The organism is Pseudomonas viciae (assembly GCF_004786035.1).
In the GTDB taxonomy this organism is placed as follows: domain Bacteria; phylum Pseudomonadota; class Gammaproteobacteria; order Pseudomonadales; family Pseudomonadaceae; genus Aquipseudomonas; species Aquipseudomonas viciae.
On the sequence record NZ_CP035088.1, the window covers coordinates 5,050,054 to 5,067,159 of the forward strand.

Consider the following 17,106-nt stretch of genomic DNA (forward strand, 5'->3'; position numbering starts at 1 on the left):
GGGAGCAAGGCTTGCCCGCGATAGCGATCGCAAGGACGCATCGCGAGCAAGCGTTGCTCCCACAGGTTTTAATCCCACAAGCCTTTTGCTCCCACCGTTTTTCGTTCTAGCGGACAGTCCCGCGCAACTCTCCCACCAACGCCTGCAACTGCGAAGGCGTTGCCGTCTCGACCGCTATCGCCGACCCCGCCACCAGCGTCACCCGCGACCAAAACCGGCGAAACAGGCCCTTGGCCGGGTCACGACTGAAGAAACTGCCCCACAAGCCTTGCAATGCCAAGGGAATCACCGGCACCGGGGTCTCCTGGAGGATGCGCGTCAACCCACTCTTGAACTCATTGATCTCACCGTCAGCCGTCAGTTTTCCTTCAGGGAAGATGCACACCAGCTCACCGTCCTTCAGGTATTGGGCGATTCGTGTGAAGGCCTTTTCGTAGATGTGAATGTCCTCCTGGCGCCCGGCAATCGGAATAGTCCCGGCGGTACGGAAGATAAAGTTCAGTACCGGCAGGTTGTAGATCTTGTAGTACATCACGAAGCGAATCGGCCGACGCACCGCACCGCCAATCAGCAAGGCATCGACGAAGGACACGTGATTGCAGACCAACAGCGCCGCCCCCTCATCGGGAATCGCGTCGAGGTTGCGATGCTCCACGCGGTACATGGAATGGCTGAGCAGCCAGATCATGAAACGCATGCTGAACTCGGGGACGATCTTGAAGATGTAGGCGTTGACGCCGATGTTCAGCAGCGACACCACCAGGAACAGCTGCGGGATCGTCAGTTTGGCCAGGCTCAGCAAGACGATGGAGACAATCGCCGAGACCACCATGAACAACGCGTTGAGAATGTTGTTGGCGGCGATCACCCGCGCCCGTTCGTTCTCGACGGTGCGCGACTGGATCAGCGCGTACAGCGGCACGATGTAGAAACCGCCGAAAATGCCAAGGCCGAGGATGTCGATCAGTACCAGCCAGGCGTGGCCGAAGCCGAGCACTTGGAGCCAACTGTGCCCCTCGACGCTGTCGGGAATCCCACCGGAATGCCACCACAACAGCAACCCGAATACGGTCAGGCCGAAGGAGCCGAACGGCACCAGGCCGATCTCGACTTTACGCCCGGAGAGCCGTTCGCAGAGCATCGAACCCAAGGCGATGCCCACCGAAAACACGGTCAGGATCAAGGTCACCACGGTTTCGTCGCCGTGCATCCATTCCTTGGCATAGGCTGGAATCTGCGTCAGATAAATCGCCCCGACGAACCAGAACCAGGAGTTGCCGACAATCGAGCGCGACACCGCCGGAGTCTGTCCCAAGCCCAGTTTCAGAGTGGCCCAGGATTGGCTGAAGATGTTCCAGTTCAGGCGCATTTGCGGCGAGGCGGCGGCCGCGCGCGGAATGCTGCGGCTGGCCAGGTAACCAAGCACGGCCACGCCGATAATCGCGGTCGAGACGACGGGGGCGTAATGCGCCGAAGACATCATGATCCCGGCGCCGATGGTGCCCGCGAGGATCGCCAGGAACGTACCCATCTCCACCAGCCCATTGCCGCCGACCAGTTCGTCCTCGCGCAACGCTTGCGGCAGGATCGAATACTTCACCGGGCCGAACAGCGCCGAATGGGTGCCCATGGCGAACAGCGCCACCAGCATCAACCATAGATGATCGAACAGAAAACCCACCGCGCCGACCACCATGATGGCGATTTCGCCGAGCTTGATCAGACGAATCAACGCGTCCTTGGCGAATTTTTCCCCGAACTGCCCCGCCAGCGCCGAGAACAGAAAGAATGGCAGGATAAACAGCAACGCACAGAGGTTGACCCAGATCGAGCGGTCACCGTCGATGGTCAACTTGTAGAGGATGGCGAGAATCAGCGACTGCTTGAAAATGTTGTCGTTGAACGCGCCCAGGGACTGCGTGATGAAGAACGGCAGGAAGCGCCGCGTGCGAAGCAAGGTGAACTGCGAAGGGTGACTCATCTTCCATGTTCCTGAGTGGCGTGGACGCTTATTGGAATGAAGCTTTTCGATCCAGGCCACACATTACCTGTCTTTAGCGATTATTTCGCCAGCCCCGCAATACACGGTGACACGAACAACTCACCGTGCCAGGCCCCGAGAACGGTACGCCGAGCCACGATCAGCCACATCACCACCAGCATCGCCACCAACCCGCAACCGAACACGCTGAAAAAACCCAGGTTCAGCAGGTCCGCCAGCTTCAACGTGGTCAGCGCATACACCCCCAAGGGGAAGGTAAAGCCCCACCAGCCGAGGTTGAACGGGATACCGGCGCGCAGATAGCGTGCGGTGATCAGCATTGCCATCAACATCCACCAGAACCCCAGGCCCCATAGCGTGATGCCGGCCACCAGGCCCAAGCCGGCGGCGATGTCGCCGACGCCAGGCAAACCATTGGCAGTAAAGATCATGGGGGCATCGCTTCCCAGCAGCAACATGCCCAAGGCACCGGTGCCGATCGGGCCGAGGGCCAGCCAGCTCGAGGCGGCCATGTTTTCGTGGGGCAGTTTGTGCAGGGCCATGCGCAACAGCAAAATCGTCAGAATGCTGAACGCCACCGGTAGGGAAAAGGCCCAGAGTACGTAGCTGGTTACCAGCATGACCAGTTGCGCATGTGCGTCGGCCAGATGCGGTGCCAACAGCCCGCCGCTGGCGGCAGCGACTTCGGCGGCCACCACCGGCAACAGCCACACGGCGGTCATCTGGTCGATGCGGTGTTCCTGGCGAGTGAACATCAGGAACGGAATCAGCACGCCGCAGGCCAGAGACATGACCACGTCGATCCACCATAACGCCTCCGCCAACGGCAGCACACCGTCGCCCCAGCGCGGCAGGCCAAACACCAGAAAGCCATTGATGATCGTCGCCAGCCCCATGGGAATCGTGCCGAAAAACATCGAAACCGTTGAATGGCCGAAAATCCGCCGCGCCTCGTCGAAGAACAACACCCACCGTGCGCTGTACAACCCGGTGAACAACACGAACAGCACGATGTTGAACAACCACAACCCTTCGCCCAGGAGGCGCAGGCCCGGAACATTCCCAGGCCATTGCGCCAAGGCCAGCGCCAGGACACCGGTGCCCATGACCACGGCAAACCAGTTAGGCGTGAATTGGCGAATGGCTTCCAGTGGCCTGGGCAAATGACTCAAGGGACGAAAGCGGGTCTTGGCGGTGCAGCATGTCATGGCGAACTCCTGTCCTCGGATGAGGTGGAGCCATGCTAGATCCGGATCGAATATCTATATAACGGGTAATTTCTCTATATGTAATCGGTTTTACAGATAACCGTTAAACACTGCCTTCGGTTTCGATCACTAGAATTCGGGCTTCTCCCAACGGCTTGGCCACATGCTCGGTGCCCACCGAGGCGTAGAAAATATCCCCCGTCTGCAGCAACGTATCTTTTTCCACGCCCTGCTCCCGATAGCACATCTGCACCTGCCCATCGAGCACCACGAAAACTTCCTGACCGTCATTGATGTGCCATTTGTACGGCTGATCAGTCCAGTGCAGGCGCGTGGTGATGCCGTTCATGTTGGCAATATCCAGCGCCGCCCAGGCACGCTCGCCAGTGAAGGATTTGCTGCGAATAATTTTCAAGGAAATCGTCCGGCAAAAATGATGAGACGCCAAGACTAACCCACTGCCAGCGGCGCCTGCACTCCTGGTTTCAAGGCCGAACACCCTCGCCCGCCGGTTTTACCGACTGACGCACCAGCCCCAGTAGCGCAGCGGCCGATAACACAATTAACACTGCACCATAGCCATCGGTGGTCGGGATCAACCCGAACACCCGCGTCAGGTTCCCGGCCAGCAGCGATGGCAGGCTGAACGCCAGGTAGCTGAGGACATAAAACGCCGACATCAAGCCGGCCCGCTCGTGGGGCAAGGCCAGCGGCATGATGCTGCGCAAGGCGCCCAGGAACCCTGCGCCGAAACCGCTGCCGGTGACCAGCGTACCGGCGAAGAACAACGGCAAGCTGGCGCCGTGTACCGCGACCAGCACCAGCGCCTGGCCGATCACCAACAGGCTCGCGGACAGGCGCAGCATTTTGTCGGCTTCCTGGTTGCGTAGCGTATAGATGGACAACGCGCCGGTGAGTGTCAACACCGCCACCAACGCCCCACCGATCAGGTTGGACGTCGATCCGGTCGCTGCCCGTACCAGGGAAGGCGCCAGTGACAGATAGAAGCCGCCCACCGCCCAGGCCGCCAGGTTCAGCGGCAGTACCAACCACAAGGCCCGTCGCGCCTGGAGCGGCACATGCAAGGTCGGACGCAGGGACTGCCAGGCCCCGGGTTGCGGGCTGACGCTTTCAGCCAGGCGCCAGAGATAAAGGGCCTGGGCCAGGAACAGCCCGAGCAGAATCCAATACGTCAGTTGCAACGGCCGCGGCGCGAACTCAGCCAGCAGGCCACAGCCCAGCGCCCCGCACGCCATGCCCAACAAGGGCGCGACGCTGGTAATCAGCGGGCCTTGCCGACGGTCGAAGTCCAACAACGCAGCGCCCAGCACACTGGTCGCCATGCCTGTGGCGAAGCCCTGGATCAACCGGGCACCGATCAGCCAGGCGACACTGTCAGCGTTGATGAACAGCAGCATCGCCAGCATATTGAGCAACAGCGCCACGAAGATCACCGGTTTGCGGCCCAGGTAGTCCGACAGCGAACCCACGATCAGCAGGGCAGCCAACAGACTGAAGGCGTACACACCGAATATCAGCGTCAGGATCGCCGGGGAAAACTGCAATTGCTCCTGGTAGAGGTGATACAACGGCGTCGGCGCACTGGACGCGGCGAGAAAACCGAGCAAGGTAATCGCCAGGAATATCAGGCTGGCACCGGTTGAAGCTGGACGGGACATGGGCACGCTCCACAAAAGCCTTCGGCAAAAGCTAATTTTTAGCTTTTGCCGAGTGTGCTACTGGTATGCGCTTAAAGCAAATTCTTTGTGTTAAGGTCCGATGCATGGCTATTAAAGAAGGTTTACGCCCCGGCGGCAGAAGCGCCCGGGTCCAAGAATCGATTCATTCGGCGGTCCGCGAGCTGCTGCAAGAGCAGGATCGCGCCAGCCTGACCGTGCCGCAAATTGCTGCGCGCGCAGGCGTAACGCCGTCCACCATCTACCGGCGCTGGGGCGATCTGCCGGCGCTGCTGGCCGACGTCGCCATCGCCCGCATGCGCCCCGACAGCGAACCGGCCAACACCGGCAGCCTGCGCGGCGACCTGCGCGCCTGGGCCGAGCAATACCTGGACGAAATGAGCTCCGAGCCCGGTCGTAACATGATGCGCGACATCCAGGCCTGCGCCACGCCGGGGTATTGCGTGGGGATCATCAGCAGCCAGTTGCAGATCATCCTGGATCGCTACCCCGATGCGCCGAACCCGGGCGTCGATCGGCTGATCAATGTAGTGGTGGCGCCGACGGTGTTTCGCATCCTCTTCGCTACCGCGCCGTTGGCGGTCGAGGAGTTGTATCGGTTGGTGGATGTGGCGTTGGGTCAGTAACGCCGCCATCGCGAGCAAGCTCGCGATGAGGTCCGCCAGGCCCCCCATAACCCAATGCTGATCGCAACCCGCGACACCCCGCCACGCCTCGACCTTGGTCGACACTGACGAACCCGAGCGGGCATGCGAGACTGTCCTGCCGGGCTCAAGTCCCGGTGTCTTTGTCCGGGAGTTTCCATGTCGTTGTCCAGCGGGCTGATCGCCGTTGTCGCCCTGGCCTATATGGCCATCATGTTCGCCATCGCCTTCTACGGCGACCGGCGCAGCACGCCGCTGCCGCCGCGAGTGCGCGCGTGGGTCTACAGCCTGTCGCTGGCGGTGTACTGCACCAGTTGGACGTTCTTTGGCGCCGTGGGCCAGGCTGCCGAACAGCTCTGGTCCTTCCTGCCGATCTACCTCGGGCCGATCCTGCTGCTGGTGCTGGCGCCGTGGGTCCTGCAGAAGATGGTGATGATCAGCAAACAGGAGAACATCACCTCCATCGCCGACTTCATCGCCGCCCGCTACGGCAAGTCCCAATCCCTGGCGGTGGTGGTCGCATTGATCTGCCTGGTGGGCGTGCTGCCGTACATCGCCTTGCAACTCAAGGGCATCGTGCTCGGGGTGAACCTGTTGATCGGCGCCGGCGCCGACGCCATGGGCACCCGCGCCCAGGATACCGCGCTGATCGTCTCGCTGATCCTGGCGCTGTTCACCATCCTGTTCGGCACGCGCAACCTCGACGCCACGGAACACCACCGCGGCATGGTGCTGGCGATTGCCTTTGAGTCAGTGGTCAAGCTGCTCGCCTTCCTCGCCGTTGGCGCATTCGTGACCTACGGGCTTTACGACGGTTTCGACGACCTGTTCAACCAGGCGATGCTTGCACCGCGCCTGGAGCAATACTGGAAAGAAACCATCAATTGGCCGTCCATGGTGGTGCAGACCGGGGTGGCGATGATGGCGATCATTTGCTTGCCGCGACAGTTCCACGTGACCGTAGTGGAGAACATCGAGCCCCAGGACCTGCGCCTGGCCAAGTGGGTGTTCCCCGCCTACCTGGCCTCGGCAGCGTTGTTCGTGGTGCCCATCGCCCTCGCCGGGCAAATGATGCTGCCCAGCTCGGTGCTGCCAGATTCGTTCGTCATCAGCCTGCCGCTGGCCCAGGCCCACCCGGCCCTGGCGGTACTGGCGTTCATTGGCGGCGCCTCGGCGGCCACCGGCATGGTGATCGTCGCGAGCGTGGCGCTGTCCACCATGGTCTCCAACGACATGCTGTTGCCCTGGCTGTTGCGCCGCAACAACGCCGAGCGGCCCTTCGAAGTGTTCCGCCAGTGGATGCTCTCGGTCCGCCGGGTGAGCATCGTGGTGATCCTGCTGCTGGCCTACGTCAGCTACCGGCTGCTGGGGTCGACGGCGAGCCTGGCGACCATCGGCCAGATCGCCTTCGCCGCCGTGACCCAACTGGCCCCCGCCATGCTCGGCGCGCTGTACTGGAAACAGGCTAACCGTCGTGGTGTGTTCGCCGGCCTCGCCACCGGGATTTTCCTGTGGTTCTACACCCTGGTGTTGCCGATCGCCGCCCACAGCCTCGGCTGGTCGCTGAACAGCTTCCCAGGGCTGGCCTGGTTGCACGGCAATCCTTTGAACCTGCCGATTACCCCGCTGACCCAAGGCGTCGTGCTGTCCCTGACTGGCAACTTCACCCTGTTTGCCTGGATTTCCGTACTGTCGCGCACCCGCGTGTCGGAACACTGGCAGGCCGGACGTTTCATCGGCCAGGAAATCAGCGCCCGCCCCAACCCCCGCTCGATGCTGGCGGTACACATTGAAGACCTGTTGCAACTGGCCGCGCGCTTCGTCGGCGAAGAGCGCGCGCGCCAGAGTTTCATCCGCTTTGCCTACCGCCAGGGCAAAGGCTTCAACCCAAGCCAGAATGCCGACAGCGAGTGGATCGCCCACACCGAACGCCTGCTGGCCGGTGTGCTGGGGGCCTCATCGACACGGGCAGTGGTAAAGGCTGCGATTGAAGGTCGGGAGATGCAGCTCGAAGACGTCGTGCGCATCGCCGACGAAGCCTCCGAAGTGCTGCAGTTTAACCGCGCCCTGCTGCAAGGCGCCATCGAGAACATCACCCAAGGCATCAGCGTAGTCGACCAGTCCCTGCGGCTGGTGGCGTGGAACCGTCGCTACCTGGAGCTGTTCAAGTACCCGGACGGCTTGATCAGCGTCGGTCGGCCGATTGCCGACATCATCCGCTACAACGCCGAACGCGGCCTCTGCGGCCCGGGCGAGGCGGAAGTCCACGTCGCCCGACGCCTGCACTGGATGCGCCAGGGCCGCGCCCATACCTCGGAACGACTGTTCCCCAATGGCCGGGTGATCGAGCTGATCGGTAACCCGATGCCCGGCGGCGGTTTTGTCATGAGTTTCACCGACATCACTGCGTTCCGCGAAGCCGAAAAGGCCTTGACCGACGCCAACGAAGGCCTGGAGCAACGGGTCGCCGAGCGCACCCGGGAACTGTCACAACTGAACCTGGCGCTGACCGCGGCGAAAAGCACCGCCGAGGCGGCCTATCAATCCAAGACCCGTTTCCTGGCGGCCGTCAGCCATGACTTGATGCAACCACTCAACGCCGCGCGCCTGTTCTCCGCCGCCCTGTCCCACCAGCACGAAGGTTTGCCCAGTGAAGCCCGGCAACTGGTGCATCACCTGGACAGCTCGCTGCGCTCGGCCGAAGACCTGATCACCGACCTGCTGGACATTTCCCGCCTGGAAAACGGCAAGATCAACCCGGAGCGCAAGCCATTCGCTCTCAACGAACTGTTCGACACCTTGGGTGCGGAGTTCACGGCGCTGGCCCAGGAACAGGGATTGAAGTTCCGCGTGCGCGGCTCGCGACTGCGCGTGGACAGCGACATCAAGCTGCTGCGACGGGTTTTGCAGAACTTCCTGACCAATGCCTTTCGCTACGCCAAAGGCCCGGTGCTGCTGGGGGTACGTCGGCGCAACGGCGAGTTGTGCCTGGAAGTTTGGGACCGCGGACCGGGCATTGCCGAAGACAAACTGCAGGTGATTTTCGAAGAATTCAAACGCCTGGACAGCCACCAGACCCGCGCCGAAAAAGGCCTGGGCCTGGGCCTGGCGATCGCCGACGGGCTGTGCCGCGTGCTCGGCCATACCCTGCGCGTGCGTTCCTGGCCGGGGCGCGGCAGCGTATTCAGCGTCAGCGTACCGCTGGCCAGCACACAGGCCGTCCTGCCGAGCTCGGTGGCCGAGCCCAACGGCCATTTACCCAGCGGCGCCCAGGTGCTGTGTGTCGATAACGAAGACAGCATTCTGATCGGCATGAACAGCCTGCTGAGCCGTTGGGGTTGCCAGGTGTGGACGGCGCGTAACCGTGAAGAATGCGAGCGCTGGCTCGCCCAGGGCTGCCGGCCCCAACTGGCCCTGGTGGACTTTCATCTGGATAACGGCGAAACCGGCACCGAGCTGATGGCCTGGTTGCGCACCCGCATGGGCCTGCCGATCCCCGGCGTGGTCATCAGCGCCGATGGCCGGCCCGAAATGGTCGCCCAGGTGCATGCGGCGGGCCTGGATTACCTGGCCAAGCCGGTGAAACCGGCAGCGCTGAGGGCGTTGTTGAGTCGGCATTTGCCGTTGTAACAAACAAGCTGTGATTGTGCCACCTGTGGCGAGGGAGCCTTGTGGGAACAAGGCTTGCCTGCGATGGCGGTCTCAAGGAAGTCATCGCGAGCAAGCTTTGCTCCCACAAGATTCCCTCTCCACAAGTTTCTGCTCAGCCCTGGGTTTTCGCGCTGGTTTCTTCAGGCAACCCAGGCAACCCATCCGCGTCTTCCATCGCACGCTCAAGCAATTCGGCGGGCAAACTCTTGCTGGCCCGGGCGCCAAGCAACTTGAGCTGTTCGCTGCGGCTGATCAGATTCCCACGCCCTTCTGTCAGCTTATTGCGCGCCGCGCTGTAGGCTTTGTCCAACTGCTGAAGGCGGCTGCCGATCTCGTCCAGGTCCTGGATGAACAGGACGAATTTGTCATACAGCCACCCCGCTCGCTCGGCGATTTCCCGGGCGTTCTGGCTCTGGCGTTCCTGCTTCCACAAGCTGTCGATCACCCGCAAGGTCGCCAGCAGCGTGGTCGGACTGACGATCACGATGTTGCGGTCAAAGGCTTCCTGGAACAGGTTCGGCTCAGCCTGCAAGGCGGCGGAAAACGCGGCTTCGATCGGTACGAACAACAACACGAAATCCAGGCTGTGCAGCCCATCCAGACGCTTGTAATCCTTACCAGCCAAGCCTTTGACGTGGGCGCGCAACGACACCACGTGTTGCTTGAGGGCGAGTTGGCCAATGGCGTCGTCCTCGGCGGCCACATACTGCTGATAAGCCGTGAGGCTGACCTTGGAATCGACCACCACTTGCTTGTCGCCGGGCAGATAAATCAACACGTCAGGCTGGAAGCGCTCGCCATCCGGGCCCTTGAGGCTGACCTGGGTCTGATATTCGCGGCCCTTCTCCAGGCCGGCGTGCTCAAGCACCCGCTCCAGGATCAATTCGCCCCAGTTACCCTGGGTCTTCTGGCCCTTGAGGGCACGGGTCAGGTTGGTCGCTTCATCGCTCAGGCGCAGGTTCAGCTGTTGCAGCCGCTCCAGTTCCTTGCCCAGGGAGAAACGTTCCCGGGCCTCGGCCTGATAACTTTCTTCGACGCGTTTTTCGAAAGACTGGATGCGTTCTTTCAACGGATCGAGCAACTGGCCCAGGCGCTGTTGGCTGGTCTCGGCGAAGCGCTGCTCACGCTCGTCGAAGATTTTTCCGGCAAGCTCGGCGAACTGTGCCCGCAGCTCATCCCGCGAACCTTGCAGGTCATCCAGGCGTTGCTGATGGCTTTCCTGTTGCTCGCGCAATTCAGCATGCAACGACGCCGCCTGGACATCGAGCCGCCGCAGTTCCGCTTCCTTATTGGCGCGCTCCAGATTCCAGGCGTGGGCCGCATCCCGGGCATTGTCGCGCTCGATCTGCAGCAATTCGACTTCGCGACAGGCAGCGGCGAGCTCGGCTTGCTTGGCGGCATTGGCCTGGCTCAGGTCGCTGATTTCGTCACGGCAGGCATCGAGCTGGGCGTTGAGGCCGTCGTGGGCCATGTGGGCGGTGGCCAGGCGCTCTTCCAGCAAGGCCTGTTCATTCTGCGCGGCGCTGGCCTGGCGTTGCAGGTGCCAGGCCAGTGCGAGCAACGGCACCGCAGCGCCGGCCAGGCCAAACAACAGGCTGGTCAAATCCATAGCCATGACAATTCCTGCCGATCCAATAAAGCCCGAAGGTTAACCAAGCGGCCGGGGGTTGCCCAGCTCAGTCTTCGATTTCACCCAGAGCCTGGCGGGCACGGTGATCCCCGGCCCGGGCAGCTTGGCGCAGCAGCTCGTGACCAATGCGTCGGTCCCGGGCGTTCCCGCATTCACGGCACATCAACTGCCCGAGGCGACTTTGTGCAGCCACCACGCCTTCACGGGCTGGTTGCTTGAGCAGACGACCGGCCAGGTGTTTGACACTGGGGCTGTCTCCCAGGCGCGGGCTGTCGAGCAGCCACTCGGCTACACGCATCGACATACGCTTGGGTGAGGTAACACCGGAGGGTGTGGAAGTAACAGGATTTGATACTGAGCGAAACTTCATAAAGCACTGCGGGACAGATCAGAAGGCGCGCCACTCTACTCCTTTTTTCGCACGGGTAAAGTCGAAAAAAACCAGCACGCCCGTCCTAGAGCAAGCGCTTGGGACAATCCACAGAAGCTGTGGATAACTCAGTGGACAACCGACCCTGAACTCGCCGCAAGCCCTATGGAATGGGGCCTGCGCTCAAACTGACGATTTTTTCACCAGTAAAAAAAAGCGATGTTTTTCATTGACTTAAATTTTGGATACAGGCACCTACCCCAGATTGTTTGCACATGACAGTACGGTGACAAGCCCCATAGCGAGTGTGCACAAGTAACACCTAAACTGGTTATAACGCCGCGATTTCTTGGCGCATCCGGGGGTAAAAACCTGGGGATAACCCGTGGAGTGGCTTTTCTCCCGGCTGACCGGCATTAGGGTTACGCCCTATTTGAATATTTTTTAACCAACGCCCTTCCCTTCAGAGGGGTGATCCGTTAGTATCCGCAGCGTTAGTACCAAGCTGAAAGTCAATTCCGGGTCGAACACATCTCCGCGGTCAGCCTTCCCTCAAGAGAAGCCCTCACCGATAAAAAGAGACCGACCCCCTCGATGGTTTCCAGGTAAACCTTGCACCAACACAGCCTTTGACCCAATGCAAAGGGTGTTGCCAAGCACATTACTCTGACCGAACCAGCCTGCAAATTGATCAGGATCTTCACCCCGGGCCCAGAACCTTTGCCCTTGATGTGTTGCCTGCCCTCCTAAGTACCTACCTGCCAGCCCAAGCGCGCACTTTATATAGCGCTCAAACTGGCTGCTTTGTTCCAGTCGGGTTCTTCGTTCGACCAATGGTGGTCGACGTTACTGGAACGTTTTAACGTTGCACGGTTCTTAACCGTGTCATTTGTAGGAACACCCATAACATGTCTACTCAAATCCATACCCAGGACGCTATCCGCACCCTGACCAACGCTTTTGCCCCAATGAACTGCCTGATCATGGCCGCTCGCAAAGGCTGCTTCAGCTTCACCCTGGTCAACGAACACGGCATCGCTCGTCACAGCGAACGCCTGTACCCCGATCAATACTCCAGCGCCGAACCGCTGCAGGCCGTGATTGAGCGTACCCGTCAGGCACTGGTTGCCTGACACACCAGAAAGGCTGAAACCCAAAAGCCCCGCCGAAAAAGCGGGGCTTTTTGTTGCCTGGAATTTCTCAACCAAGCGCAACGGCTTAAGCACTGGGGGATATAACAGTTATAACCATTCGCTGAAGATGTTTTAAAAACAGTCCTTTACAGCGGAAATATGACACTACACTTCAAGTCAAGCGGCATGAACCGCTTACGGTGGGGCCTGACCGATCCACTGCTGCCAAGCCCACACCTTTCAGGCCCCGCCCCTTTCACACTTCGAGGGTTTTATGGGTATCGCTGCCAGCGAACTGTGTCGATATGTGATCCGCCCGACGCTCCTTTACCTGGGGCGCCACAGCACAACGGCGGAATCCCTGCTGCTAGGCATTGCCGCCAGCCAGTCGGCCCTGGGTTCGGCCCTGCATGACCGTCGCGGCCATGGCCTCTATCGCATTCCCGAGCCCCGCCACCAAGCGCTTTGGGACCATTACCTGGCGCTGGACCCGGAACGTGCCAGCCTGGTGCGCGGCCTCGCCAGTCAGCATGCCTTTCTCAGCGGCCCGCACCTGGAATTGACCGTCAACCTGCGCTACGCCACGGCCATTGCCTGGCTGCTGGTTGAGGAACAGAACACCCCGCTCCCCGACGCCGACGATCTACTGGGTATGGCCCGGATCTGGCGCCAGACGTTTCACCCTCAAGGGCGCCTGCGAGATTTCACCTGCGCCTGGCAAAACTGTGTCTCACCGCTGAATCAGGTCGCTTGCTGACAGGAAATTTAGAAACTTCCTACAACGTTCGCGAATTTGGTCGGATTGTCCTACAAAACCGCTCTAAATCAAGCGAAACAGGCTATAGCGCTTGAACGAAAATGTTGGTAATTTTCGCCCCGGTGATCATCAGGAGTTTCTAACAATGAAAAAAATCATGCTCAAAACCACCCTTGGCCTTGCCGTGACCTTGGCATCCACACAACTTTTCGCCAGTGGCTTTGCCTTGAACGAACAAAGCATCAGTGGCATGGGCACTGGTTTCGCGGGTCGCTCTTCCGCTGCCGACGACGCAAGCACTGTATTTGGCAACCCTGCCGGCATGTCGCGCCTCAAGCGCCAGCAAGTGACCGGTGGCTTCGCCGCCATTGACGCCTCCACCGACATCAACGATGCCAGCGGCACCCAATCCGGTACCAACAAGGGCGACATGGTGCCGCTCACCGGCGTGCCGATGGGCTATTACGTCAAGCCTATCGATGATCAATGGGCTTTCGGCCTGGGTGTCTACGCACCGTTCGGCCTGATCACCGACTACGAAAACAACTTCCAGGGTCGTAACTTCGGCAGCAAGAGTGAAGTGAAGGTCGTGACCTTCCAGCCAACCGTCAGCTACGCCTTCAATGACAAGGTGTCGATTGGTTTTGGGCCGACTATCAACCGGCTTTCCGGGTCTTTGGAGTCCTCGCTGACCACGCCGTTTTCGCCTAACGACGGTAAAGTGAAGATCAAGGGTGACGACATTGGCTACGGCTATAACGTCGGTCTTTTGGTCCAGGCGACCGACACCACTCGCGTTGGCCTGACCTATCACTCCAAGGTCAAGTACAAGCTTGAAGGCCATACCGAAGTAACCCCTGGTGCAGGTACGCCCGCCCCAGTTTTGGGTGCCGGACGTTACGATGCCTCGTTGGACATCACGACGCCTGAGTCGGTGGACTTCTCGGTTACCCAGCAACTCAACGATGCCTGGACTGTTTACGCCGGTAGCACCTGGACGCGTTGGAGCCGCCTGAAAGAAATTACCGTGAACAACGAAGGCGTCACGACAGCCGGTGGTGGGTTCGCACCCGCCCTCCTCGGCACCATCACCGAAGAACAGAACTGGCACGACACCTGGGCCTATGCCATCGGTACCTCCTACCAGTTGAACAAACAGTGGGTACTGCGTACCGGCCTGACCTTCGACCAGTCGCCTGCCAACAACCAGGACCGCTCGCCACGCATTCCGACCGGCGATCGGACCATCCTCAGCCTGGGTGCCGGCTGGAGCCCGACCGAAGACCTGACCATTGACGTGGCTTACTCCTACCTCAAGGAAGAAAAAGTCAACGTCGGCGGCAGCAATGCATTCGGCCAGAGCTACAACGCTGAATACGAAAACAGCGCCAACGGTTTCGGTGTCGGTGCGACCTACCGCTTCTGATGATTCACGGCGAGCCTGAACCGCTCGCCCGCTGAAACGAAAAAAGCCCCGCACTCTGCAAAGAGCCGGGGCTTTTTCGTGGCTGGCGGTCAGGGTTTGGAGGCGATGGCCGTCTCTACCGCCTTGATGAACTCAGGATCGTCAGGTTTGATCCGGCTGGAAAAACTGCCCACGACCTTGCCCTGGCGATCCACCACGTACTTGTAGAAATTCCATTTCGGCGCTGCGGATTGTTCGGCCAGGTGCTTGAACAACGGTATGGCATCAGCACCGCGCACCGGTTGCGGTTCGGTCATGGTGAAGGTCACGCCGTAGTTGACGTAACAGACCTTGGCCGTTTCCGCGCCATCCTTGGATTCCTGCTTGAAATCGTTGGACGGCACGCCCAGCACTTGCAGCCCTTGGTCTTTGTAGCGCTGGTTAAGCGCCTCGAGGCCTTTGAATTGTGGGGCGAAGCCACAGAAGCTGGCGGTGTTGACCACTACCAACGGCTTGCCGGCGAAGCGTTGGCACAGATCGATGGTTTCCTTGGCCCGCAGCTTGGGCAACGAACCCTCCAGCATTGGTGGGCAATCGGCCGCCCATACGTGCCCGGTCACAGCCAGCAACAGAGCGGGAACAGCAAGCCTGCGCATCAGCATGTCGCAATCTCCTTGAAAGCACCTCAGACCACGACGTTACTCCGCAGCGCCTGACCCCGTCCACCGCTCAGCAGTTGCCCATGCCCAATTGCATCAAGGCCAACCCGCCCTGATGCCAGCCCCACCAGGCAAACGCCAGCAGCAGACCGGCGCCAACGGCAATCAACCATGGGCCGACGCGACTCATGCCGCACCTGCCTGGACTTGCAGACGCGCCACCGGACGTTCGCGCACCGGCCAATTCAACGCCGCCGCCAACAGGCTGAGCAGGATCGACACCTGCCAGATCAAGTCATAACTACCGGTGCGGTCGTACACCACCCCGCCCAACCAGCCACCGAGGAACGAGCCCAACTGGTGGAACAGGAACACGATCCCACCCAGCATCGAGAGATTTCGTACGCCGAACAAGGTTGCGACCGTGCCGTTGGTCAACGGCACCGTCGACAACCACAAGAAGCCCATCGCCATCCCGAACGCATAGGCCGTGGTGGTCGTCACCGGCAGCCACAGGAACAAGCCGATCACCACCGCCCGCACCAGGTACAACCCAGTCAGCAGCCGCGGCTTGGACATGCGCCCGCCCAGCCAGCCTGCGGTGTAGGTGCCGAAGATGTTGAACAACCCCACCAGGGCGAGCACGGTCGTGCCGACGCTGGCCGGCAGGTGTTGGTCCACCAGGTAGGCCGGCAAATGCACGCCGATGAACACCACTTGGAAACCACAGACAAAAAAGCCAATCGCCAACAGCCAAAACCCGGAATGGCTGCAGGCCTCGCGCAACGCCTCGGACAAGGTTTGCTCATGGCCCATAAGCGGCGCCGGCACGTCCTTGAGCATGCTCACCAACGGCACGATCAAGGCCACCAGCAGCCCCAGCGCCAACAGGGCGGCAGACCAACCGAGCCAACCAATCAACCCCAGCGTACCGGGCAACATGGCGAACTGACCGAAGGAGCCGGCGGCACTGGCGATGCCCATGCCCATGCTGCGTTTTTCCGGCGGCACGGCGCGTCCAACCACGCCGAGGATCACCGAGAACGAGGTGCCGGACAGGCCGATACCAATCAACAGACCCGCGCTCAACGACAGCGACCAAGGCGAGTCGGCCATGCCCATGAACAGCAGGCCGACGGCATAGAGAACGCCACCGATCAGCACCACTTTCGCCGCACCGAAGCGGTCGGCCAGCGCGCCGGTGAAGGGCTGCGCCAACCCCCAGATCAGGTTCTGCAAGGCAATGGCGAAGGCGAACACCTCGCGCCCCCAGCCGAACTCGGCGCTCATCGGCGCCAGGAACAGGCCGAAGCCATGCCGCACACCCAAAGACAACGCCAAAATCAGCGCGCTGCCCACCAGGACCCAACCACAGGTACGCCACATCGATGTCATTGTTATTCTCCGCTCGCGGGTATATACCCGCTTATCATCGAACGAACCGGCATTACGCCAGTTCATCCAGCAAGGCCAGCAACGCCGCGCGCTTCTCGGCGCCCAGCTTATCGATCAACCGTCGTTGCGCCGCTTCCCAGGCCGGCAACGCCGCCGCCAACCGGGCATGCCCGGCTTCGGTGAGTTCGACGATGCGGTTGCGCAGGTCTTCCCCCTCGGCCAACGCCACCAACCCCTCACCTTCCAGCACCCGCAGGTTACGCCCCAGGGTGCTGCGGTCCAGGCCCATGGCCTCGGCCAGGGAGGAAATACTCGGCTGGTCGAGGCGCGCCAGGTTGCTCAGCAAAGAATACTGGGCAACGTTGATCCCGAAGCCATCGAGGGCGCCGTCGTAATACCTGCTGACGCCACGCGCGGCACGACGCAGGTTGATGCACAAACATTGGGAAGGAAGCATGGTGCGTGTATATACCCGTGATTAAGGGAATGCAAATTTTAATGGCGCAACACAAAACCTGTGAATCCACCAAACCCTGAAAAAGCCTAAAATATCAA

At 60.8% G+C, this 17,106-nt stretch carries 14 protein-coding genes; 5 read left to right on the forward strand and 9 right to left on the reverse strand.

All coding sequences use genetic code 11. The features are described from left to right. Positions 1 to 106: 106 nt before the first annotated feature. From EPZ47_RS22325 to EPZ47_RS22340, 4 genes are all read right to left on the reverse strand, one after another. Positions 107 to 1,981, reverse strand: coding sequence for an MFS transporter (locus tag EPZ47_RS22325; protein WP_135846713.1), 1,875 nt, complete (start codon positions 1,979 to 1,981; stop codon positions 107 to 109). 80 nt (positions 1,982 to 2,061) lie between these two features. After that, positions 2,062 to 3,210 carry a TDT family transporter gene (locus EPZ47_RS22330; protein WP_135846714.1) on the reverse strand — a complete coding sequence of 383 codons (1,149 nt, stop codon included), beginning with the start codon at positions 3,208 to 3,210 and terminating at the stop codon, positions 2,062 to 2,064. A gap of 103 nt (positions 3,211 to 3,313) precedes the next feature. Further along, positions 3,314 to 3,625: a cupin domain-containing protein gene (locus EPZ47_RS22335; protein WP_178084275.1), complete on the reverse strand. Its 312-nt coding sequence runs from the start codon at positions 3,623 to 3,625 to the stop codon at positions 3,314 to 3,316. A 70-nt stretch (positions 3,626 to 3,695) separates the two neighbouring features. Beyond that, positions 3,696 to 4,889, reverse strand: a complete 1,194-nt coding sequence (locus tag EPZ47_RS22340; protein WP_135846715.1) for an MFS transporter — start codon at positions 4,887 to 4,889, stop codon at positions 3,696 to 3,698. A gap of 104 nt (positions 4,890 to 4,993) precedes the next feature. On the opposite strand from EPZ47_RS22340, the gene EPZ47_RS22345 reads away from it, so the two are divergent. Then, positions 4,994 to 5,533 carry a TetR/AcrR family transcriptional regulator gene (locus EPZ47_RS22345; protein WP_135846716.1) on the forward strand — a complete coding sequence of 180 codons (540 nt, stop codon included), beginning with the start codon at positions 4,994 to 4,996 and terminating at the stop codon, positions 5,531 to 5,533. A gap of 177 nt (positions 5,534 to 5,710) precedes the next feature. Then, positions 5,711 to 9,181: a hybrid sensor histidine kinase/response regulator gene (locus EPZ47_RS22350; RefSeq protein WP_135846717.1), complete on the forward strand. Its 3,471-nt coding sequence runs from the start codon at positions 5,711 to 5,713 to the stop codon at positions 9,179 to 9,181. A gap of 133 nt (positions 9,182 to 9,314) precedes the next feature. Here EPZ47_RS22350 and EPZ47_RS22355 read toward each other — a convergent pair whose 3' ends face one another. Together EPZ47_RS22355 and EPZ47_RS22360 are read right to left on the reverse strand one after the other, a co-directional pair. Next, positions 9,315 to 10,703: a DNA recombination protein RmuC gene (locus EPZ47_RS22355; protein ID WP_178084327.1), complete on the reverse strand. Its 1,389-nt coding sequence runs from the start codon at positions 10,701 to 10,703 to the stop codon at positions 9,315 to 9,317. Between the two features lie 175 nt (positions 10,704 to 10,878). Then, positions 10,879 to 11,202 carry an SEL1-like repeat protein gene (locus EPZ47_RS22360; RefSeq protein ID WP_135846719.1) on the reverse strand — a complete coding sequence of 108 codons (324 nt, stop codon included), beginning with the start codon at positions 11,200 to 11,202 and terminating at the stop codon, positions 10,879 to 10,881. 908 nt (positions 11,203 to 12,110) lie between these two features. Between EPZ47_RS22360 and EPZ47_RS22370 the strand changes: the two genes are divergently transcribed. From EPZ47_RS22370 to EPZ47_RS22380, 3 genes are all read left to right on the forward strand, one after another. Continuing rightward, complete coding sequence (locus EPZ47_RS22370; RefSeq protein ID WP_007898912.1) at positions 12,111 to 12,335, forward strand: hypothetical protein; 225 nt, start codon at positions 12,111 to 12,113, stop codon at positions 12,333 to 12,335. Between the two features lie 274 nt (positions 12,336 to 12,609). After that, complete coding sequence (locus EPZ47_RS22375; protein ID WP_135846720.1) at positions 12,610 to 13,092, forward strand: hypothetical protein; 483 nt, start codon at positions 12,610 to 12,612, stop codon at positions 13,090 to 13,092. 145 nt (positions 13,093 to 13,237) lie between these two features. Further along, positions 13,238 to 14,518: an OmpP1/FadL family transporter gene (locus EPZ47_RS22380; RefSeq protein WP_135846721.1), complete on the forward strand. Its 1,281-nt coding sequence runs from the start codon at positions 13,238 to 13,240 to the stop codon at positions 14,516 to 14,518. 89 nt (positions 14,519 to 14,607) lie between these two features. On the opposite strand, the gene EPZ47_RS22385 is transcribed toward EPZ47_RS22380, so the two are convergent. The 3 genes from EPZ47_RS22385 to EPZ47_RS22395 all read right to left on the reverse strand — a co-directional run bounded on the left by EPZ47_RS22385 (position 14,608) and on the right by EPZ47_RS22395 (position 17,008). Beyond that, a complete protein-coding gene (locus EPZ47_RS22385; RefSeq protein ID WP_135846722.1) occupies positions 14,608 to 15,159 on the reverse strand; it encodes a glutathione peroxidase in 552 nt (183 codons plus the stop codon). A 183-nt stretch (positions 15,160 to 15,342) separates the two neighbouring features. After that, complete coding sequence (locus EPZ47_RS22390; RefSeq protein ID WP_135846723.1) at positions 15,343 to 16,551, reverse strand: MFS transporter; 1,209 nt, start codon at positions 16,549 to 16,551, stop codon at positions 15,343 to 15,345. Positions 16,552 to 16,603: 52 nt separating this feature from the next. Beyond that, on the reverse strand, positions 16,604 to 17,008 hold the full coding sequence (locus EPZ47_RS22395; RefSeq protein WP_135846724.1) for a MarR family winged helix-turn-helix transcriptional regulator: 405 nt from the start codon (positions 17,006 to 17,008) through the stop codon (positions 16,604 to 16,606). Positions 17,009 to 17,106: the final 98 nt, after the last annotated feature.